The organism is Agrobacterium burrii (assembly GCF_017313405.1).
GTDB lineage: Bacteria > Pseudomonadota > Alphaproteobacteria > Rhizobiales > Rhizobiaceae > Agrobacterium > Agrobacterium burrii.
In genome coordinates, this window is the sequence record NZ_JAFLNA010000024.1 from 1 (window position 1) to 21,725 (window position 21,725).

Genomic DNA, 21,725 nt, shown 5'->3' on the forward strand with positions numbered 1-21,725 from the left:
CGCGGGGTGGAGCAGCCCGGTAGCTCGTCAGGCTCATAACCTGAAGGCCGCAGGTTCAAATCCTGCCCCCGCAACCATTTACTACGCTACACTATCCCACAGTAGGCGAATACTACGATCCAGTGCGCTAAAGTACGATGATCGTCGGCGCTAAATCCCCGACATATAACGCATAATTACAGAATCGACAGGTGCAAAGCGGGGCTGGCCGCAAGCGCTGATGATGTGGCTTGTCCGGTGGATGAGCGACTAGGTGGTAGGCAAACGCCGTTCCTCTAAAATACTGGAGGTGCCAACACCCAATGCTGATCTCGTCGCCGCCTACTTTGAGCAGGATGCTGTTATGTCGGAGATTGCCCGGTACAACAACGAAGACATTTTGACTATACATTAGGGGCCAAACAAATCATTTACGCTGGAGGTACTTCCATTCTGATTTAATTGGCGCATTATGCAGTTTCTACAACTTAAGGGGACTGTTATGGGAGAGCGTGACGTTCAATTGGTTCTCGAAGATTTGGTCGGAAAACCGTCTTCGCAGAAAGCGTTCAAATCCGATCCGAATGCTTATCTGGCCAACTTCAACCTATCTGATGCGGAACGAAATGCTTTCGGCGATTTGAGCGTAGACTGCCTTGTGAAGACAGCAGCATTTATCAACAAATTCAGCGACGCGGAGTTATCCGTTGGATCGCTCTGGATAAAAGACCAAGTGTGAAGCGCGTTGTTGCGTCAGTCATCTGCTGGAAAGATTACGCTGTTTAGCGCTCCTTTCGACTCCATCGACAGGCCGCACATCGCGCTCTCCTTGTTACGGGGTTCTCTGCAACAGCAGGGACATCCTTCCGATGTCGTTTACACAAATTTACATTTTGCCAATGTGATTGGACCTGCAAACTATCGCCTTGTTGCGGAGCGCTATCCCACGTCTCTTTTGCTAGGGGATGCAATATTCTCTCGATGCACGTTTGGACGTCCGGTTGACTGGGAAAGTCTTCTAGATTCTGCGCTCTTTGACGTTGACACGTTAGGGCAGCAGCATCGCTCAAGTCTTCTCAGAAACCTGCCGCTGTTGGCAGACGCAGCCGATCAGTGGGTGTCGGATTTTACGGCGAGCGACCGGTGGTCGGGCGTGGAGCTAGCTGGCTTCAGCAACACGTTTAATCTTTTGCCGTCTATTGCGATCGCTCGAAACCTTCGTCGAAACTGGCCGCGCATAAAGATTGTTTTTGGTGGCGGATTGTGCGACGGGGCGTTGGCAGCAAGCATCGGCGAGGCTTTTCCTGAAATCGACTTCATCTGCCAAGGCGAAGGAGAGGTCTTGTTTCCCCTTCTCGTCTCTGGGCTGCGCGCTGGTGGTTCGGACTTTTCGCATATTGCGGGGCTCGTTTGGCGCACCAGCTCTGGCATGTTAGTTGCCAATCAAGGACGAGCCGAGGAAGCAGATCTCGCAAAACAAGCGGCTATTGATTACAGCGATTGGGACGCCGTTAGGCCGACGTTGATTGATGACGGTGGCAGAGAGGTGGCTTATCCCATCGAGAGCAGCCGAGGCTGTTGGTTTGGGCAAAAATCGCACTGCACATTCTGTGGCTTGAATGGAGCCGGTTTAAAATCGCGGAGCAAGTCCGGGACGCAGGTGCTTTTAGAAATTCTGTCGTTACGGGATAAAGGCGCAAAGCGCCTATTTTGCGTTGATAACATTATGCCGCATGAGTTTTTTGAGGATCTGCTTCCTTTTCTTGCTGCGGAGCAGCCAACACCACAGCTGTTTTATGAGATAAAAAGCAATTTAACCTACGATCAGTGCAAGGCCCTTAGGAACGCGCGTGTACTCGCGGTACAGCCGGGGATCGAAAGCCTGTCCACGCCAATCTTGAAGCTGATGCGAAAAGGGACGACGGCTTTTCAGAACGTACGTTTGCTCAGGTATGCGGCGGAACTTGGAATCAGTGTGAACTGGAATTTCCTTTATGGTTTTCCGATGGAGGATCCAAAGGAATATCAACGGCAAAGCGAGCTCGTTTCTCTCATCGGCCACCTTCAGCCTCCTGTCGGGCCGCCATCGCGAGTTAGAATTGATCGATTTAGTCCTCTGTTCTTCTCCGCAAGCACTCTAGGCGTGAACGATTTGGTGCCTGCTCCCGCTTATAAATGCATATATCCGATCGGCTCTGAGCAAATAGCAAATCTGGCTATGTTTTTTAGGTTTGCTGGAGACTACGTCGGCGATCCGGATGACTACATCAAACCGGTTAGATCGCAGGTGTTGGAATGGCTTAAGTTATGTGGATCGACTGTCTGCGTGGCTTTGGAGCATGCCGACCACGTAGAGATCTATGACAATAGATTTACTGACGGAAATGAGATCCGGCTTGAGGGGCCATCAGCGAGCGTGTTCAAAAAGTGCCGACATGGGATCACCCAATCCGCGATGGATACATTTCGCCTTGAATGCGGAATGAGCAGGCAGCAGTTGGAGACAATCATCACAGACCTGACCACGCAGGGCCTTGTGATAAACATTGATGGCAGGCTCCTAAGCTTGCCGTTGCAACGTCTAGCAGAAGACTTTGCGACAATCCCACGAGCCCTGCAACTTCCCTTATTTGTTACTCAGACGAAGGCGGCGATGACGAAGCTCATGCAGCAACAGGATGAATTTTTGCTCGGCGCCAAAATCCTTAGCGTTAAGGAGTTGGCATGAAATACCCTGTGATTCATGTATTTTTTGACGACAGGTGTGACTTGTGTTTGCGGTTTGTAAGGCCGGTCATCGGCCAGCAAGCAATGCACGTGATGAAAGCGCACTCCATATGGGGTGAGCTGGGCAAGGAAGCTTCTGGATTGGTTGGAAAAGAGCCTGGGCAATCAATTGTCGTTTTTGCGGAAGGGCGCGCGCTCTACGGTCTCAAGGCAATTGCCAAGTTGCTTTGGACAGACAGACGTTTCTTTGCGGCGTTTCTAACGAGTGTCTCTGCATGGATGCAAGGCGACTTAATCTATGAACTCGTGGCGAAGTACCGAATGCGGTTGAACCGTCTAAGTTTATGCACGATTGCTCAGCTCGATCTTCGTCTAGAGGGGCAGGTGGGATCCGCAGTCGATCTTCTCGCCGAAACAGCTGAGGATCATAAAGGTTTGGCCTTTCGAACCTTGCGATCGAACGTGATCTGGAGAAGTGACGCTTCTGCCAAGGCGTTGGTCGCTGAGCTTGAAGGTGTTTCATCCGAAGATTGCAGTCCAAAGTTGTTTGGCTTACCTTGGGAGATTGGCCTCGGGTTCTGCAACTATAAGCCTCCAAAGGTCTGACCCATTTGACGAGCGAGCGGTTCATTTTCATTTTTGCCTGCTTGATTTTTGTCGCAAGCCAGTTTTACTGGTTTGGTGCGCGAATGAGATATTTTCAGCGCTACATTCCCACCTTCCGATTTTTCGGCCCTCGTCCGCTAGCTTGGGACATAGTGCTCGCCTATCGAGGACTGCCTATCGACCACGCGCCATCGGTATGGCATGCATACGGCGCATCTCGCCATCGCTGGTTCAGCCCATTGTGGTCACCCGAGCGCCGAGTCGGCAAGGCCTTAACTGACCATTACCGACGATTGTTTCAAATTCTGAGTTCTGGGCGGCGTCCACCACGCACTGCTTGCCAATTCCTTGTGCCACTGGTTCTGGAAGACCCGTCGATCAGTCAGTTCGATAGGGTCCAGGTCATATATTTCCTTGTTTCGAGTGGAGTCCCCGGGGAGGCCCCGCAAGCCCAGGAAATGCTGCGATTCACTATTAGCGCGCAGGGTGAATTCTTTGATTGAAACCCACGAAACTTATTCCCTATCGATCGTGTTTTTCCTCGTTCTTTGTCTCTATTCGGCTTTGGAGGTTATCAGTTTACGGCGCATCCGGTTTGTCCGAATATTGCTTGCTGGCGGCCACGGACCAGAAGCACGCGCGCCTTCTCATCTCCCTGACAAGCAAATGAGGGCTGCGCCAATTTTCATAGCTTTTGGCTCGGCTCTTTCATTTTTTGCCTCAGAACAGGTCTTAACGATTAGCGCAGCGACAGCCCTGCTCGTAGGAAATCTCCTAATGTTTAATGGGATGCGATTTGGGCAAGAGGGGGCCGACCATATCCGGCTGTACGCTGGCGTGTTCTTCTTCGTCTCCTCAATATGGAGCTTGGTTGAACCGGAGCAAGCGAAAAGGATATTTCTCCTTCTTGTTGCGGCGTTGACGGTCGGCTTTTATTTTGGCAGTGCCCTGGTGAAAGCAGTAGAGCCGAGTTGGTGGAGTGGCGAAGGTTTGATCCGCGCGTTATCAACCAACCTCTACGGCCACCAAGTATTGCTCAGCCTGCTTTGCGCCGTCCCCAATGCTGCCCGATTTCTTTCGGTTGGTCTGATTCTATGGGAACTCACCTTTCCACTGGCGATCTTTCTCGCGGGAAAATACGTTCTGGCGTGGATGGTCGTCGGACTTGTATTTCATTTATCGGTGGCAATTTTCATGCGGTTGCCGCTGTTCTTGCTTTCGGTCGGAGTGATGTATCCGGCCACTTACTGGACTTCGTTATCGCTGTATTGACCAATGGAGGACGTGGTGCGAGCTGTCGACAAAACAAGCCGCGGATTGGCGGAGCAGGAATACGATGTTGAAGAAGAGGTAACGCTCTGGCATCTATTGCACCCTCAGGCTATTGTGACTGCAATCACCGGCAAAAATGAATCATTCTCTTATGCAACTAAAGCGCTTTCAGACAAGATAAGCAGGCCCCTTGATTTCAGCCTACCTTCGTCAATTCACTTAGAACCATTGCTCAGATTACGAAGCAGCAGCGGCGTATCCCTTACCGCCAGCGAAAATCGGGTTGTCATAGGTTTTCGTGCTGACGGTGCCGAAAGATCAAACGTCATCGCTCGTCATCATTTGAGCGAGGTGTGGTTCGACGACATTGGAAATTTTGGTCTATACTCGTTCAATCATGTTGGACTTGAAGCGTTGTTCGAGCTCTTGCGATTGGAACAAAGCGTACTTTTTGCCGATCCCGATGTCCGGGATGGTGACGATACTTTTAAGATCCAGACCGACGAAGAGGACGCTACTCCAGAGGTGGAATTCCCTCCAGCTCTATGGAACCATGAAATGGTCGGAGTGACCGACAATGGGGAGGAAAGCGATGGAGACGGTGTTGTCGTCGCAGTCATTGACGGACGGCCCGACTTAGAGCACCCGACCATAAAAAACGCACTTCTTTTCGGACAAACTGAATTTCTCTTCGCAGACGATTTGCCTATCGTTGATCATGGTGTCGGCGTTATGAGCGTGATTGCGGGCCAAAAGATCATTGGTGACGGCAGGCGCATGGGAATAGCGCCTAGCGCAAAACTTCTACCGCTCGCAATCAGCACTTATACAATGTCAAGCTACGCCGGACGAGCTAGGGCGGTAAATTTTGCGGCGAGCATTGCTGAATCGAAAATCATCGAAGGGGCGAACAACGTTCGCACCGAGGTTCCAAGGCTCATCGTCAATTGCAGTTGGAAGCTGCGCTCTGCCGCGGATCTTACAGCCGTATCTCTTGCATTTGCACGCTTGACCAAGAGTGCGATTTGCGTTTGCTCAGCCGGAAACGAGAATAACGACCTTCCGCATTTTCCCTCGGAATATCCCGGGGTCGTCAGGGTGGCAGCTTTAGGCATAACTGGGGAGCGCATGACGATGTCAAATTTTGGCACGACCGTTACGTTCTCGGCGCCAGGAGGCACGGGTACTCCCATGGATGCCAATGACATCCTAATAGCAAGTCTCAACAATAAACACGTTTTCGGAATCGGAACATCATTCGCTGCTCCGCACGTTTCAGGCCTTTTAGCGTCAATATGGTCGCGTCATCCAGAACTTGATCATGATCAAATCTTGGCGCTCGCTAAGACAAATTTTCTGGTTCCCATTCCGGATGCGAATGTGGGATATCTGGCCAAACTAGGACTTGGTATACTTACCTTAAAACCACGTCTGGGGGTGGTGGGGGACGCAATAGTTGATATCTCCTGATCAGATAACTTAACGCGTGCATTCACCGCTGGTCGCAACGGATGACAGATGAGTGGAGGAGGCTATGGTTCAATCTGGATCTGACAGAATCTAATCGACGCCACATTTTCCTGGGCACTGAGAAAGAAGCCCGCTTTGCTTACGCGGCCGTACGGAATAGACCTTTACCGTCGCCGGCTGAAAGAGACTTTAGGAGAACGTAGGGCGGTTGCGACGATCGCAAGTAAAGATAAAAGTAGGCCCCCGCAACCAAATCTTACGCTACAATATCCGGCATTAGCCCAAAACTACGATCCAGTACGCTAAACAGCTACGATCGAACGGGCTAAATCCCCGACATAAAACACAAATTCCAAATCAACAGGTCCAAAGCGGATCCTCGTGCGAGGGAAGCGTGGCCGTAGGCCGAGCGACGGCGCTCACGCGCTATAGCGCGCGCATCCGCTCCCGAAGGATGCTGTCTTCGGGCCGGGTCGATTAATAACGGATCGTCATACGACAGCACTGGCATGTCTCGATGAGCGCAATATCCAGGTCGAAATTCTTGAGCCGAGAAAGCTCTCTCGCGCTATCAAAGCATCTGTTGCGACGGCTACCTTGAGTTGCGCGCTCCCGGCGAGTTCGAGCCGGATAGCTGCGGCATCTACATCACCTGTCTGGAATGCTACGACCTGCTGGTTGACTTCGACGCTTGCGCTCCAAACGCCCGTCCCGTCTAGCTTTGATCTTCAGCGGCGGAGGTCATGATGTAGGGGAACCGCGTTTCTCAACGATTGCCCTCCTCGCTAACAATCCAATGCTTGCGAAAGTTAGTGGGGGCAGCCACGATGTGTGGCAGGCATGATGGAGCAGGATCGGATTCGTGGCCACAGAATTGTTCAAAGTTGCCTGGCCCGATGGCCCATCAACCGCGCATATCATATTTGTCCACGGTCTCGGTGGGCATCCCTTGGAAACTTGGGATGCTGGCGGCGGCGATGGATTCTGGCCGGAATGGGTTGGCCAAGATCTTGCGGGTGCTTTGGTGTGGACGCTCGGCTATGATGCTCCCCACACTAGTTGGACCGGGTCATCACTTCATCTCACCGACCGCGCGAACAGCGCATTTGAGCGCCTAATCACCACGCCAGAATTGCGGGATGGAAACCCGGTCATTTTCATCGGGCATAGCCTGGGCGGCCTGCTCATAAAGCAGGTTCTGCGCTTTGCCACAGACCAATCTGCAACCTCCCCACAGGCTGCGCCTCTGCTCAATGCTACCAAGGGCATTGTGTTCATTGCCACCCCGCATGCTGGATCAGCCATCGCTAGTTGGGCGGACGTCATTCGCACTGTGGTTTGGCCCTCGGAGGCCACCCTCGATCTAGTTAAGAACAATCCAAGTCTTCGAGACCTTAACAACTGGTTCAGAAGCTGGAGCAATCGTCCCAGAACACTTACCTTCTTTGAGACCACCCCGCTTGGACCTGTTGGTGTGGTGGACCCTATGAGTGCCGATGGAGGACTATCTGGCCGCCCAGCCATTCCCATCGAACGAGACCATATGCAGATCTGCAAACTGCTCACCCGCAGGGATCAGCTTTATGTCAGTACGCTCGAGTTCATTCGCGATGCGCTCGGCATTGATGCAAATGGGAGCTCCGCACATCTCGCGCCGCGGGCCGAATACACCATGCCTCAGTGGCCCAATAGGGCTATCCCGATCCTGGTCCGGCTAGTGGCACTCCTCCTCCTGGTTGGCGGAATTTGTTGGTTTTTATGGCCTAGGCCACCAGCACCACCACCTGAGCTAATCGCCAATCTCACGTTCCATGCTGCTTGGGACTTACCTCCTAATTTTCCCGGGGGCGCAGAGCTACTAGCAAGACTTGGGGATCTGTTTGCGAAGATCGAAAAAGATTCTTCAGCCGGTGAACCCATCAACGTCTTCGTCAGTCAGATGAGTGCCGGTGGCAAACCTGAGGCAATCGAGATCAAATCGAATTCGCCGCTCTACCCAAGCGACAGACGCAACGATATGCTGACCTACTTGATCGCGCTTACCGATGCGGACGTTTCTTGCTTCAGTACAAAGGCGAAAGCGGACAAGGCTCAGGCGCAGCTCCTTGGCTCTTCGGACCGCATAATCCTTGGCCCCTTTGGTTTGAAGGGCGACTACGCATTTTCGACGGAAAAGAGGGACGAGGATGACCGCTACAGCTACGTTTACAACGCAGACAGCAAGCTCGTGACGATCTGGATCGGTAGCTCGATTAGCCCTGACACGATTCGAAAGAACGCCGAAATCACGTATGTCTCGGATCTTGAAGCTAGCACATGTTTCCTGACGCCATCAAACGTGATGCTCGATGACGTCAATCACCCATCCCCTGTTCTGGAGACAGCGCGCAAGTCAATCACGAATGCTTTTGCTTCGATCAGCGCCTCAGGTCGATCTTACCGGATTAGAGACCCCGAGCGGCTCGTCACCAAAAATGGCTATGTGTTTTTTCGCTTCGATTTTCCGTCGCCAGACGCCGAGTGACCTTTCCTGCCGCCGGAATGCAGTTAAGCTCATTGAATCACAGCAAGAATCTTGAATGCCTCTAAAAATGCTGAGATAATTTTCCTAAAGTAAGCCAACTTGACACTGACCGCGCGAAGGATCGGAACGAGAACACATGAGCTCTCGGACATGAAGTCCTCCATTCAACGGGAACCTGAGGAGGGCCGTGAACGATGTCGTATGCCCAAAATCCCCGCGTTCTCGAAGAGCTTCGTGATCGGATCGCCCATCTTGAGCGAGGGCAAGTTCGAAAAGCCAGCGTTCTGCCCTTCGGGGTTGCCGAAATCGACGAACGCTTGCCAGGCGGTGGGATTGCCTATGGCGCGCTCCATGAGATCGCGGGTGGCGGCTCTGGCACGATCGATGGGGCGGCTGAAGACATGACGGCATCCGCCGCTAACGTGATCGAAGCCGGACCGGAAGCGCCGTTGGTCGTTCCGACTGCAACATCGATAGAGCCGCCGCTTGGAAAGTCGCTTGGACAGAGACAGGTCTGCAAGCGTATTTCTCCTCAGCGAGCTGCGAGAGTAAAGCCAGGGTTCAGCCCCGCAAAATTGCCGGCATGCCGTGCAGCAACACGCTGATCGAGACTGAGTAGATCCACATCGATCAATTGATGCATCGGCCCGCCATGGAGGACCCGCAGCACCTCTGACAATGCCAGTGTAGCAGCCACACTTCCTACAAAGGGCGCACCGATAGCTTTTCCCGAGAGTAGCGTCATTCCGCAGCGATCGAGGACGCCATCCGCCAGAAGTTTGGTATAGGCGGGTCTATCCTCGATCTTTTCGGTCTTGCCGTTCTGCTTCCAGATCTCGGCGGCGGGGCGACGACCGGGTAACAAGTGGAGCCGCATGGTGCGGAAATCCCGATAACCACGGCCGAGGCCAGCTTCAACAATCAGATCGAACCCGACTTGGTCCAAAGCTCGCCGTCCGGCGGCATTGTCTAAACCACAAAGCGCCATCGCCGGTTCATCCTGCTGACGCTTGAAATCCGCCGCAAACAAACGTTCCTGCAGAGAGGTCGTGAAGCCCCGTCGCTCCGCCCATGCCGCCATCACTCGCGTCTTCTTCTGACCGACCATGGTGGCGTCCGTAAGAATGGACGTGCTTGTCGTCGACTCGGTAATCACGTCGACATCCTGAAGGACAAGTTTTACCGCTGAAGGGTCCTGGTAGGGCAGGAGGCTAAGACCCCACAGATAGGCTTGGCCCAGATGGCCAAGGCCTATCAGCCACAGACGCGACGGCAAGTAGGTCAATGCTGGTTCGCTTTCGTCCGATTGTAGCCAGTCTACGTCCGAGCCCGGGTGCCATAGCGAAAGCCCGACCGGACGTCGTCCGACCGCGGACGAGCCGCCACTGACGTAGCGGAATGCTTCATTCACGGCGAGGCCTGCTGCAAGCATTCCGGCTAACGGCATAGCGCTGCCGCCGGTCGGACGAAGCTCGGAGTGGATGGGCAATATACCGCCGCGCCAGCCGGCCTTCGCCGTTCGGATGCAAAAGCCTTTGCGCCGCTCACGTGCAGGTCCACCGATTACGATCGTCGGTGTGTCGTCCGGCATGGTGCCAAGTGTGCCGCCCAGTGCCACAACAGCATCGGCCAAGGTCCGCCCGAGGGGCATTGCCAGCGACAATGGCGTTTCCAGTGGACCGCTGACCGAAACCCCGCCCAGGAATACCCGCTGACCAAGAGCGATGGTCGTCAGCAGCGTGGCCTGCTGTACCGGGTCGGCGGCTGTGGCGGGATCGATCTCAACGGCCAGCCGGTAACCTTGAAACAGGGCCTTCGCTTCCTCGACGCTGGCGGCTGCACCACTGTCGATTGCGTGTTTAACCAGTCGGTGAAGGGAGTCTGCCGAAATCTGTGCGGTCATGATGCGTTCCTTGTTAAAATAACCCGATGTGGAAAAAACTGCGGCGCTCCGAAGTTGGCACCACCTTCCATTGCTTGCTTCCGAGATAGCGATAGATGCCGATACCGGATCGCGGCTGGGCGCCAATCGCAAAGTCGGGGAGGATCAAGGCGAGATGGCCGGCACGCGAGATCATGGGATGATCGCGATCGGAATTGCTCTGCCCGGAACCCAGCGGATGGACATGGACATCGGCCACGACCGTGAGGCCACGCGCCTTGCAAATCGCCCACAGGTCACTGAAATACCGCCCATTGAAACGGACGATGCCGGTGTCGAGCGAATGCGGATCGAGATCGTCGTAGAGGACGAAATCGACGATGCGTGCTGCGCCACCCTCGCGATGTCCAAGCAGAAATGCTCCGCTCTCACGGCTGCAATCGCGCCCGCGCTCGCGCAACCTGGCCTTCAGGCGACGCCACAGGAACCAGGAACAGGACAGCTCATGCTGCGGGGCAAAGAGGCGGCGCATAGTCGCGAGAGTGAAGTAGTTCATGGACAAGCTCCAGGTATTGGACGATCCCATCGGCGGGGCGCCAGATTTTCGAGGGCATTTCGGAACGCCAACTGTCATGACCGACGAAGCTTTCGCGGTCACAAGGCAGGTAAAGGGCAGTGCCGCACTTCCAGTCCGTGCGGAAGACTGCGGACACACGGCCACCCTGGCCGCGCGGCCAGAGATCGAATGCAAGGATCTGGTTGGTTCCCATATCCCAGGGACCGCCCGTGGGCGGGCTCTGCGGATAACCGGTGCAGTTCAGCCGGAATACATATTCCCGATCGTCCTTGGAGTTCACACCGATGAAGGCGAACGGCCAGGTTATCGTAATGAGCCGCCAGCGGCTCTCTGCCTGGCCGAGCCGGAACGTGGCTTTCACCACGTCCGCCTCGAAGGCTCGCTGATCGGGGCCGATCATGCGAAGCCCTCCGCCGCACCGTTAACACGTTCGTCGGGAACGAGGTCGAAAGCGAGATTGCAGACCTTGCCATTGGTCAGCGCTCCGATATGGGTTCCGGGTGCCGGACGATCATGCGTGCCTGCGATCTGCAGCACGTGTTCGCCGGCTTCGTCCTCGGACATGCCGAACTTCTTCTTCGCCGCCCAGCGCTTGACTCGTGCGACCGTGGCGCTCGGCGAAAAGCGGCGCTCGACCGACTCACCGTTGAACGTGACGGTCACTTCGACATGACGGCAATGGTGGACGTGGACCTTCAGCCCCTTGGGGCTGGCGCGGTCCTTGACGAGAATGGATTCGTCGAGCGGCTCATCCTCATCTTCGAGGAACAGCAATGCGCTGCGGGTTGCCCCGTGCTTCTCGATGAGGATGGTCTTGAGGGAGGAGAACGGCGTATCAGGTTCGATCTCGATATGCGCGATCTCGCCGATGCCTTCGCCCTGGTAGAATACGTCGATGGACTTCATTATCTGCACTCCGGGGATCGAAGTGCAAGGCCCTATTGCCTAGCTTCGTCCCTTACCTCTTTGATCGCCAGCAGAGGAAGAACCCGGAAAGGCAGAACGAAGTTTTTTTAATCGAGCGCCAGCGAACCTGATGGCGTTGCCGCGCAAATGAAGAAATGGGGGCATCGGGGGCAGGTGATCGCATCGGTTTCCGTCGGAAAGGTCCCCGCGGCGATGCTAGCCAGCATCGTCTCGCTCTTCTTTTGCCGGTTGCCGATCTTCGTCGTGCTGAGCTCGACCGGTTCTTGCGTTTCATCGGTCAGATGCAACGCGTGAACGACCGCTCGGCCGCCGAATTGGCTGCGGGCAGCAAGAAGGTAGAGGGTGTATTCGAGCCGGTCATATTCGTCACTGCGTCGGTATCCGGTGCGAACACGACGGATGACGATTGTGCCATCGGGCAATTCTGCCACCTCGTCCGGCTCGACCAGCACACGACCGCCATTGGGAAAGTCGATGGCGAGCGGTTGCGCATCGCCGAAGCGGTGGCCAGCGCCTGCTTTCAGCAGGGCACCGATCAATCTAGATGCAAGTCTCCGGTAGTCGTCGGCGAAGGCGTGATCGACCGGTCCTCGTTCCTTCCAGATCGCCTCGAATGCCGATTCCGCTTCGGCAAGACTTGGCTCGCCGGTACGCCGGGCCTCGGCAAGCCAGCGCAGCAGTTCATAAAGACAATCGTGCGTGCGGGAAAACGCCGTGGGTTTGCGAGCACCCCCCAAGCCCAGAACATGCGTGTAAAAGAACCGCCGCGGACACTTTTCGTACGAGCCAAGACGGCTGTCAGTCAGTACCCAGTTCGATGGCCAGGAGATTGCGATTGGCTGGGGCTTTGGCGCACCCAGGGGAAGCGCAAGGATGGGCGGATTTGCCACGTTCTCTATTAGCATCGCAGGAAGCCAGTCCAGAAATGGCGACGGCGATCGGCCGTTTCCATTTCGTTGCTTTCGCGCATGATAGAGACGGAGATGTGTTCGGGCGCGCGACAACGCCACGAAAAAGAGACATTGCTCTTCGTCCTCATGGGCGCGCTTGGCCTCGTCAGCGGGCAACACATTCTCGACGCTATCGATCATGCCGTTGGGCGGCGGGCAACGTTGGCCGCGGTTCGAACTCGGGAAACTCGCAACCGTCAGCCCCGGCACATGCACTCCTTCGAATTCGAGACCCTTGCTGCCGTGAACGGTCATCAGACGAACGGCGTCCAGATGCATTGCTGCGGCAGGAACCTGTCGCAAGTCCCGTTCTTCGGCCAGAAGCACAAGCTGGCGGACGCGGTCGAGCGTTCGCTGGATAGGAAGACCGGCCCCCACGGGGCTTTGCTCCCGCACAAAGTTGAGGAATTGCCATACCGCTACAGCGCGCATTCGTTCGGTTACAGTGGGGGCCTCGCCCAGCTGCCTCGCCAGGTCGGTACGATCAAGAAGATAGACGGTCAGAAACTCCCACGCGCTCATGTTCGAACGCGGTGGCGCCAAATCGGTGGCCAGTTGCGCGATGCCTGCGCGCCCTGAAGCCGATAGCCCTGGTGCGTTAATCGCCTCCGCGAGGCCCGCGAGTGCAGGCTTGCCAAGCGATCGTAGATGCCGGCTGAGACAGTGAGAATCCTGGAGGCTCAGACCATACCGCGGCATGGCGCCGACGCGAACGAGGGCGTCGCCGAACGGGTCAACGGCCAGGCTCAGCAGCGCAAGCAGATCACGAACCTCCTCCCGCTCAAACAAACTTCCGAGATGAAGGACGGGAATGCCCCGCGCCTCAAGCGCCGTGGCGATCTCGTTCAAGCGGCCGTTGGTCCGGCACAGAACAGCTTGATCGCGAAGCCTCACGCCGTCTTTTTCAAGCTGACGAATGCTGGCCGCAACTCCTTCCGCTTCGTCATCCAGTGTCTCGAAGCGCCACAGTTCGGTTCGGCCTGGGCCTTGACCCCGGTTAGCCTCCAATGCGAGGGGCAGCATGCCCCTTGAGGCGCCCATGCGGGGTGCAACGGTGACGAAACTGCGAACGATCTGTTCGGTCGAGCGGTAGTTGATGCCGAGCTGATCGATGATCGCACCGGGGTAGTCTGTGGCGAACCGGACCATGTTTTCCGACGACGCGCCACGAAACCGGTAGATGGATTGCCGCGCATCACCAACCGCCCAAAGTCGCTCACCGTCTCCAGCAACCATCTTCAAGAGACGCGCGCTTGCGCGGTTCACATCCTGATATTCATCGACGAGAACGTGACGATGACGAAGCTGGACACCGATGCGAACGACCTCATCCTCTTCAAGGAGCTGTGTCGGGCGCATGATCAGGTCGCCGAAATCCACGCCGCCGTGTCTGCGCAAGGCCGCTTCATAGAGATCGTAGACATCCGCAATTTCGAGGCATTTCGCGGCAGCAATCCGGGCATCCTCGTCGCCACCAGCGGCTGCCTCCATAGCCTTCGCAAGTTCGCGATAGCGCTGTGGCCCGACGATTTCATCCTTGGCGCGGGAAATCGCTCCGACGATGTCGCGCAGTACCATCGCCGGGTCCCAGAGGTTCCGGTAGTGGACGAGGGGAAGCGTCGGCAGAATATCTTCGAGTACCTCGATTGCATCACTGCGATCGAACAGGGATAGGTTCGGCGCAAGCCCGAGTCTGTCGTGATAACGGCGCACAAGATCGAGCCCGAATGCGTGAAACGTGCCGATCCATAGTTTCGGCGCAGCATCGGGTGCTGCTGCGGTCAACCGCTCGGAAAGTTCTCCCGCCGCCCGATTGGAGAATGTCAGAATAAGGATCGCTGCCGGATCGATGCCCTCTGCCAGTAGCGACAGGACGCGCTTGACGAGCGTTCGGGTCTTGCCGGTTCCCGGTCCCGCCTGCAATTGGAAGGGCTTTCCGCGATGCGCGGCAGCTCGATCCTGAGACGGATCGGGTTTTCGTGCCGATGGCTCGGACTCCACCTTTTCCTGCTCGGTCTCGTCGATCGCTGTTGGCAGAAGCAAGGCATCGAGCACCTGTTGCCGGACCAGCGCGACAGGGAGCTGCGTTCGATCCACGATCGCCGCGGCCGTCAAATTATCTACGGCATGTAATTTGTGCGCGAATGCGCGTGGCAGCAGAAGTTCTCGGGCGTAGACATTTGCCTGTAGCTCGCGTCGCTCTTTTGCACCGTAATCTTCGACGCGTTGCAGTCCGACAGGGGCGGCCTCGGTACTTCGGGACGGATCGATATCCGACGTGGCGCAGGTCGCTGAGCCAGCATGAAGCTCGGAATGTCCGAGTTCGTGCGCGACGAGCAGCGCGCGCGTTATCGGATCACCTTCGTCCTCGCAGCAAATTGTTCCCCCTTGGTCGTCGAACAGCGCTTTGGCGCCCTTCAGCGCCGGGTCACCTCGCGGCAGCCAAACGAGTTCCAGATCGCGGTGCGACACTGCCGCTTGAACGAACGAGAGCAGGTCGAACGGATTCTTGCCCTCCGCAAGCAACTCGCCGTGGAGTATCGCGGCCGTGGTCCTGATCGGTTCGAACTGGTCCATGCGTTCAAAGTCCTAACAAATAGGCTTGCTGCTCTGGCGTCAGGCCCGAATTTTTTACAGCCTCATCAAAACTCTGTTGCGCGCCGGTGGTTGGTTTGCCGTCTGCTTTGAAAAACTGACCTGTCGGCATCGGCTGCCTTGCCGCGAAATGAGCAACGACCACGTCCAGCGGCGCTTTCAGTTCGTCGGCGACCCGCGTTCGGAAGCCGGGCCGTATGGTATCCGGATCGATCTGGCGATCGCGCAACTTGCTGACGAAAACGGCATTTGCGTTCAGCCGCGTGGCAAGGCCACGAAACTCATCACGCGATAAACCGCTGAACGGGTTGGGCGCGTCGGGGATTGTTGCGGGCTCGCTCGCCGCCTTTGGTCCGCCGGTCGTAATCGCATGAAGCCGGTTCTGGAAGTGGCTCATTGCCCTGCTGACGGCGGGGCTCACGATCGTCGGGTCAATTGCCGCTTCCGCTGCCTCAACAGCGCGATCGCCGCGCAATACGTCGACTGCAAGAGCGATGGCGAATTCGGTGAGCTCTGCGCCATATTGAGGATGCTGGCGAACTAGATCATCCAGCAGCCTGGCATCGGGGATTTCCTGGCCCGCGGATAGCGCGTAGAAGGCCTCCCGCAATGCGCGCGGGCTTGCGTTAAGGGTCTGGCTCATAGGTCCTCCTTGAAACGGGAAAGCTTTGCTGCGGCCCGTGTCAGCCGGTTGCGAATAGTTCGTCCCGTACAATTGCATCTTGTTGCAGCCGTCTCTTCCTCGGGATCGTCGGATTCCTCCTTGTACCCGAGGGCGTGGACAAGCACGACGGCATCTCGCTCGTCTGGTGGTAACGCTTCAATTGCTTTCAGGATTGGCTCGCGACCGGCATCCCATTCCTGGCTAGGCAAGGCCTTGAACGCGTCCGACACCCTGGCAAACGCATCCTCGAAGGCATCGGGCATGCTTTTTACTTCAAGCTCCGGCATCTCGGCAATTTCTATGGAACGCTTACTCCGCCGCTCGGCACGCCTGATGGCATCGATACGCAGCGCCCTGAATGCCTTGTTGAACTTGCATTCGTAGAAGTCTAGTTCGTCAGGAAAGTCTCCCGACCCGTCCATCACGAACAGTTCCGTCAGATCGTCGAGGATTTCTTGGCGAAGGTTTGCGGCGTCCGGTATTGTGCCATCCGCGACCGTGATCCGAAGGTTGGCTTCGCACCTGCCGAGCAATATAGGCAAGACTGCGGTCATCAGCGCCTGGTCGCCGGAACGGCACCCCTCCCGAACGAGATGAACGAGGCATTCGGAGCGCAAATGGCTGGAATCGTTCCGATCGGTATTCTGCAGGCGCCGCCGCAGATCGGTAACTGAAAGCTGGAGCGCTTCGTCGATCTGGGTTTCTACATTCGGCGGACGCGCATAGACCACTCCATCGGATTCTGTTTTCAACGGTCGAGCCATCTCACCCCCTTGCTCAGCGCCGCAGTGGTTCGCGAGCGGTCATCAGAAGCGCTCAGCCTATTAATCGCGGTGGGGCGAATAACCCGGAAAGCGAATTGAAAAGATTTTTTCTCGTCCACTCTTTCTCTACTGGGAGCGCGTCGAAAACTTGCTGCTTGTCCCCCCAAATCAAATCTCCGACCTAGTCGGTCTCTTCTTCCGACCCCGAGACGTTATCGAATAAATCGGCGGTGTCGATCCCTGCTTTTGCCCAGGCCCTCCCCGAGATGGAAGCACGGATGCTTAATTCGAGTAAGGTCATCCTGCCCCCTGAAGCTAAGCCGGCCGCCATTAGGCATGCCAACCCAGTGTTTCTTCACCCCACATTGCGGACAGTGGCCGAGGATGTGCGAGAGCCGCCTTCAGGTCGTGGGTGTGAAGGGAAAATACCCCTATAGAAATGGTGGCAGATCTCCATTCTGGAGGTAATCCAAGACCGCATGATTCGCTAACACACCCTCTAGCAATATGTGTTCCCAACTGGAAACCGACTTCTCAGCGGCAGTCTCACGGTTAATTTCAAGAAACGCGGAAACCGCTACCGCCTTTTTGCGGCAGCTAGCAGCTTGTCTGAGTATGCGGCGGTACTCTGTCCTGAAAAAACGGTAAAATCGCTTTTCAAGCCCTACGCCAACGATGTGCCGTTGAACAAGCGAATGAAATTCTTCCGGCAAATCCGGATGCCAAATCAGAGACGCCTTTGGAGAGTTATAGGGTTGACCGATTTGCAGCCTTACTGCCTGATCGATAAGAAAATCATCATAATATAGGTGTGCGAACAATCTGCCTTGTTGCCCTTGGTACTCGGATTTCTTCTTTCCTTGGCAAATGTCGCAACACGGTATGAGATTCTGAGGCAAAACGGCGAAGTGAGGAAAGTGCTCTTTCGGAAGATAATGGTCTAAGGTGTAAGGCGTACCTGCTTCCCCGCAGACAGGGCAAAAAAGTAAATCATGACCACGTAGCGCACGTATATGGCCGCCTTGCACGCCCTCTTTCGGGTTACGGTAGAGGTTTATGAACGAGTTACTTCGTCCGTTGGCCTTAGCCCATGGCGTGATATTGGCGGCGTCTCCATGCCAGGTGTGATAGGCCTCGCAGCGCGTCACCCATTCTTCGGAAATCTCGCTAAAGAAGGAAGCATTGGAGCCATTTTGTCGCTCCTCGACGAGTTGAGCGACATAGTGTGGGACGTCTACTTGCGGGCAAGGCAGGAATTTCATTCGAACTGCTCGCCGCCCGCCATGAGCTCAATCGTAAGCTCCTCATTCAGGTCATGAGGCGACAGCGCAGCAAGAAGCTGATCTTTGCCTCCCATTTCTTTCGATTTCGTGGCTATCCATCGCTCGAATGGCTTTGGGGTGGCGTTGTCTCGAAATACGTAGCTTGAGATGCGCTGGACGTCCGCTCCAAACGTCTGGAAGGGTGGATGGTGGATTTGCAGACCATCCTCCGCCCAGTGGAAGACGTGAACACAGTCTCGCGGGACTTCTCGTGTAATCAAAGCAGAATGGGTCGCGATCAAAGCTTTGCAGGAATAATTGTCCAAGATCGCTTTAAGCATAGAGATGAGGCTGACTTCCAAGGATGGATGAAGAAATAACTCCGGTTCATCGATGATAATCAGGCTGTTGCGACGGATTGCGCCGAGTATGTTGATCACGATGTAGCTAAAAAGCCTTTGCCCAGAACTCATAGAGACTGGAACCCCGTCCTTGAAGAAGGTTACGCCCTCAGCCCGACGTACATGCTTTTCCAAAGCAACAGTGGAAAGGACAGGTGAGGTCTCCTCGTCTATTCGAACCAATAACTTCTTTCCCTTCTCGTCACGGACCATAGGATCAACGGGATAGAGCGCTTCCTCGGTGAGAAAAGCACCTCCGATCATGCTTGAAGGAACTTCCATAGCGAGGAAGTCGAAATCGATTGCGTGGCCAAGCACCGAATTGAGAATTTTTATTTTCTGAGACCACGCCTTGATCGCCCCGAAGCGTCGATCATCCGCAATACAGGAGATAAGGGACGAGACAGATGCCTGTTTCGCATGCTCAAGGGAAAGGTTTTCACGAGGCGGCCCAGGCGACGTCCTCCCTCGCAAACCAAAATAAGTATAGGCATCGAGGTCAATTCGGTCCAGCTCTGCTATGTCGATCCGCAATCTCTCAAAGGGGCTATAGGAAACAGCTATCAGCCGGGTGAACCCGGGTGGCCCCGAAAAACCCTTCTTCGAAGAAATCGGAGATTCAAGCCAATCTTCGACCATTTGGCGAAGGAACTCAGATTTCCCTGCTCCATTTGGTCCAATCAGCAAGTTTATGTCTCTTGGTAGTACACTATTCTCTTCCGAATACCGTAACGTCACGGCGTGAGCCGTGTTTTCTCGGTCTAAAAATTCGAACTCAATATCCTCGATCGAAATTGCGATTTCTCGAAAAGCTTTCCACCCCTGAGCAAAAGCGATCTGCTCACTTCTCTCTCGCTGTAGCGACGTGCGGAATCCGTCAATTTTAGATAAGTGAAGAGCCGCTTCGTCTTCTAACAGCATGATATGGTAAGAGGCGTCACCGAGCACTCGGGCAACTTCAGCGGCATCTTCAATGCCGACAACACTGATCATCTCTTCATAGAACGTAACCTGCGTTGGATTGGAAATATAATTTCCACCTTGAAGAGGGAAATACCCATCCCATCCGCCGTCTATTAGTTCTACAAGATACTTCGCAGATATTTTATCCTTATCAAAAAGGATTTTTACTTGATCGAATTCTCTCTGAAATCCATGACCATGCAATTCAACATTGAACGTCGTCTTAAATTGGTAATCATCCCATGTGTTTGATCGCAACTCTATGCGATACTCATCAGGACCTAGCTCATCGAGTTTCTTATGATTTTGCCGTGAGCGAAAAAATACCTTGATCAAAATGATGCCCTCGCCGAATCCAATCCCCGCCGAACCTTTATAGGATTAACAACCAGGAGTTAAGCAACAAGGTTTACTCCTCAATGCCATATTCAGAGCATCTCCGGGGAAGGGCAACGATTTGGAACCGCCGAGTTTTGTCGACTTGATAGATTGACTCAAGCCTTTGGCCGAGATGCGGCGGCGCGAGGATTTTGGCAGAGACTCAAGATACGTACGAACTGACGCAAGTAAAGCCCGGGCCTCGCTTCGAATGAGGAACCGCTGACGCCAGCATCAACGAATGTGTCGACCAGATGCCGACCTTCCCGTACGACGAACTCTTTTCCCAGATCGAACTGCGTATCGATCGAGGAAGGATTTTGTTGATCTGTTGAATATCGCGCGTAGAGAACAACTCGTTTGAGGGCATGCATAATCACCGATCTCCCTGTTTTGAATCGCGGTCACCATGGTAGAGGTTGCGTATGGGATTCGGGGTATTCATCCACCGCACAGACTCGATCTACGACGATAGCCCGGCTGAACAGTACCAGTTCCCGGGCCAGTATCTCGGTCGCGTTCAAGCCTGTGCCGGAGATTGGATCGTCTACTATGAGCCTAGAAAGGTCCCGACAACGCGTGGATATTTCGCTGTCGCCAAGGTCGCGCAGGTCATCCCGGATCCCAAAGCGCCGGGCATGTATTTGGCGCTTATCGAACCTGGCAGCTATCTCGATTTCGTAAATCTCGTTCCGTTCAGTGGGCAGGATGGCGTCATTGAGCGAGGTGTGCTGAACGAAGAGGGGCGGATTTCTGGGCGGGCACAGGCTGCGGTCCGATCAATATCGTCTGCCGATTTCAACCGGATTCTGTCGATGGGATTGGCGGAAGACCAACTCGAGTTGCCGCGATCGGGCGAGCCGCTGGAAACGGCACCGCCGAACGGTTTTTCGGACAGCGTCCAGGCTCCCTTCTTATTCGAGCAAGATAGGGAACGGATTACGCAGCTCTCGTCTCGGATTAGCAGAGATCGGCTGTTTCGCCGACTTGTCCTGCAAGCCTATGATAAACGATGCGCGATAACAGGGCTGAAGCTGATCAACGGAGGTGGTCGTGCGGAGGTAGATGCGGCCCATATCCGGCCCGTCGAGGCAAATGGGCCTGATATCCTTTCAAACGGAATTGCTCTGTCCGGAACCGCCCACTGGATGTTTGACCGCGGGCTCATAGGCCTGTCGGATGAATTCGAGATTCTGATCTCACGCCACGCGAACGATCGCGATAGTATCCAAGGGCTGATCAACAAGACTGGAAGAGCGATCGTGCCGACCGGTGTTTACGAACGGCCTCATCCCCAATTCTTAAATTGGCATCGCGAAAATACCTTCAAGCACTGAGGCGAGAGACTGGTCGCGCCGGTGATCCAGGACTTGTTTTGGTAGCTCTACTCTGGAGGAAGTCGTTACGCTACGGCGCGAAATAGCCCCATTAGACCCTCTGTAGCAACGCTCCTGAATGCAGGCTCGGATGATGGAGGCGGTCGCAAGTAATGATGAAAGCAGGCCCCCGCAACCAAATAAACTTGCAAATTCGCCCATTCAAGTCGCTTAACACAAAGCTCCTCCGCGTAAGCGTCGAGGAGCTTTTTTTGTTTCTGCTCCGTGTCGATCTCACCAGCCTCCAGCCTCTCGATGAAATCCGCATGCACTTCGGCAACGAAACGGCGTTCCATCAAGTCGAGAACGTCCATCTGCGCGAGGGTGGAAGTGAACCGCACCGGGTTTGCCAGAGGCTCCAACTTCTGAGAGAGTGGAGCCGATATGAGCAAGACAACGAACAAGTTT

Annotated in this window: 17 protein-coding genes, 1 tRNA gene and 2 pseudogenes; 9 read left to right on the forward strand and 11 right to left on the reverse strand. The window is 55.1% G+C overall.

Going from position 1 to position 21,725, the window contains the following annotated elements; translation table 11 throughout:
• The 8 genes and pseudogenes from JZX89_RS28130 to JZX89_RS28165 all read left to right on the forward strand — a co-directional run.
• Positions 1-77: transfer RNA gene (locus tag JZX89_RS28130), tRNA-Met, on the forward strand.
• 404 nt (positions 78-481) lie between these two features.
• Entirely contained in the window at positions 482-718 is a 237-nt protein-coding gene (locus JZX89_RS28135; protein ID WP_207136095.1) for a hypothetical protein, read from the forward strand.
• A 9-nt stretch (positions 719-727) separates the two neighbouring features.
• Positions 728-2,707 (forward strand): RiPP maturation radical SAM C-methyltransferase, encoded by a 1,980-nt coding sequence (locus JZX89_RS28140; protein WP_207136096.1) that lies wholly within the window; start codon positions 728-730, stop codon positions 2,705-2,707.
• A complete protein-coding gene (locus JZX89_RS28145) occupies positions 2,704-3,312 on the forward strand; it encodes a DCC1-like thiol-disulfide oxidoreductase family protein (RefSeq protein WP_207136097.1) in 609 nt (202 codons plus the stop codon). Before JZX89_RS28140 ends, JZX89_RS28145 begins: the two co-directional genes overlap by 4 nt.
• Before the next feature lie 495 nt (positions 3,313-3,807).
• The gene (locus JZX89_RS28150) at positions 3,808-4,584 is read left to right on the forward strand and encodes a hypothetical protein (protein WP_207136098.1); all 777 of its coding nucleotides are present in this window, start codon (positions 3,808-3,810) and stop codon (positions 4,582-4,584) included.
• 15 nt (positions 4,585-4,599) lie between these two features.
• Positions 4,600-6,054, forward strand: coding sequence for a S8 family peptidase (locus JZX89_RS28940; RefSeq protein ID WP_207136099.1), 1,455 nt, complete (start codon positions 4,600-4,602; stop codon positions 6,052-6,054).
• An 862-nt stretch (positions 6,055-6,916) separates the two neighbouring features.
• The gene (locus JZX89_RS28160; protein WP_207136100.1) at positions 6,917-8,578 is read left to right on the forward strand and encodes an esterase/lipase family protein; all 1,662 of its coding nucleotides are present in this window, start codon (positions 6,917-6,919) and stop codon (positions 8,576-8,578) included.
• A 194-nt stretch (positions 8,579-8,772) separates the two neighbouring features.
• A pseudogene (locus JZX89_RS28165) lies at positions 8,773-8,973 on the forward strand (damage-inducible mutagenesis protein); the annotation flags it as partial.
• Positions 8,974-9,110: 137 nt separating this feature from the next.
• Here the strand turns inward: JZX89_RS28165 and JZX89_RS28170 are convergent.
• From JZX89_RS28170 to JZX89_RS28215, 10 genes are all read right to left on the reverse strand, one after another.
• The gene (locus JZX89_RS28170) at positions 9,111-10,481 is read right to left on the reverse strand and encodes a BilD N-terminal domain-containing protein (protein WP_207136101.1); all 1,371 of its coding nucleotides are present in this window, start codon (positions 10,479-10,481) and stop codon (positions 9,111-9,113) included.
• Between the two features lie 13 nt (positions 10,482-10,494).
• Positions 10,495-11,016, reverse strand: a complete 522-nt coding sequence (locus tag JZX89_RS28175; protein WP_207136102.1) for a hypothetical protein — start codon at positions 11,014-11,016, stop codon at positions 10,495-10,497.
• Positions 10,964-11,437: a DUF7665 family protein gene (locus tag JZX89_RS28180; RefSeq protein WP_207136103.1), complete on the reverse strand. Its 474-nt coding sequence runs from the start codon at positions 11,435-11,437 to the stop codon at positions 10,964-10,966. Before JZX89_RS28180 ends, JZX89_RS28175 begins: the two co-directional genes overlap by 53 nt.
• Entirely contained in the window at positions 11,434-11,943 is a 510-nt protein-coding gene (locus tag JZX89_RS28185) for a PB1 domain-containing protein (protein ID WP_207136104.1), read from the reverse strand. The genes JZX89_RS28180 and JZX89_RS28185 overlap by 4 nt, the downstream gene beginning before the upstream one ends.
• Before the next feature lie 107 nt (positions 11,944-12,050).
• Positions 12,051-15,491 (reverse strand): ATP-dependent helicase, encoded by a 3,441-nt coding sequence (locus tag JZX89_RS28190; RefSeq protein WP_207136105.1) that lies wholly within the window; start codon positions 15,489-15,491, stop codon positions 12,051-12,053.
• 4 nt (positions 15,492-15,495) lie between these two features.
• Entirely contained in the window at positions 15,496-16,152 is a 657-nt protein-coding gene (locus tag JZX89_RS28195; RefSeq protein WP_207136106.1) for a hypothetical protein, read from the reverse strand.
• Positions 16,149-16,937: an RNA polymerase sigma factor gene (locus JZX89_RS28200; RefSeq protein WP_207136107.1), complete on the reverse strand. Its 789-nt coding sequence runs from the start codon at positions 16,935-16,937 to the stop codon at positions 16,149-16,151. The genes JZX89_RS28195 and JZX89_RS28200 overlap by 4 nt, the downstream gene beginning before the upstream one ends.
• 431 nt (positions 16,938-17,368) lie before the next feature.
• Positions 17,369-18,199, reverse strand: a complete 831-nt coding sequence (locus tag JZX89_RS28205) for a hypothetical protein (protein WP_207136108.1) — start codon at positions 18,197-18,199, stop codon at positions 17,369-17,371.
• Positions 18,196-19,899, reverse strand: coding sequence for an AAA family ATPase (locus JZX89_RS28210; RefSeq protein ID WP_207136109.1), 1,704 nt, complete (start codon positions 19,897-19,899; stop codon positions 18,196-18,198). The genes JZX89_RS28205 and JZX89_RS28210 overlap by 4 nt, the downstream gene beginning before the upstream one ends.
• Positions 19,900-20,057: 158 nt before the next feature.
• The gene (locus tag JZX89_RS28215; protein ID WP_246746821.1) at positions 20,058-20,315 is read right to left on the reverse strand and encodes a recombinase family protein; all 258 of its coding nucleotides are present in this window, start codon (positions 20,313-20,315) and stop codon (positions 20,058-20,060) included.
• A gap of 51 nt (positions 20,316-20,366) precedes the next feature.
• On the opposite strand from JZX89_RS28215, the gene JZX89_RS28220 reads away from it, so the two are divergent.
• Positions 20,367-21,278 (forward strand): HNH endonuclease, encoded by a 912-nt coding sequence (locus JZX89_RS28220; RefSeq protein ID WP_207136110.1) that lies wholly within the window; start codon positions 20,367-20,369, stop codon positions 21,276-21,278.
• Between the two features lie 65 nt (positions 21,279-21,343).
• Here JZX89_RS28220 and JZX89_RS28225 read toward each other — a convergent pair.
• Positions 21,344-21,725, reverse strand: a pseudogene (locus JZX89_RS28225) (hypothetical protein); the annotation flags it as partial.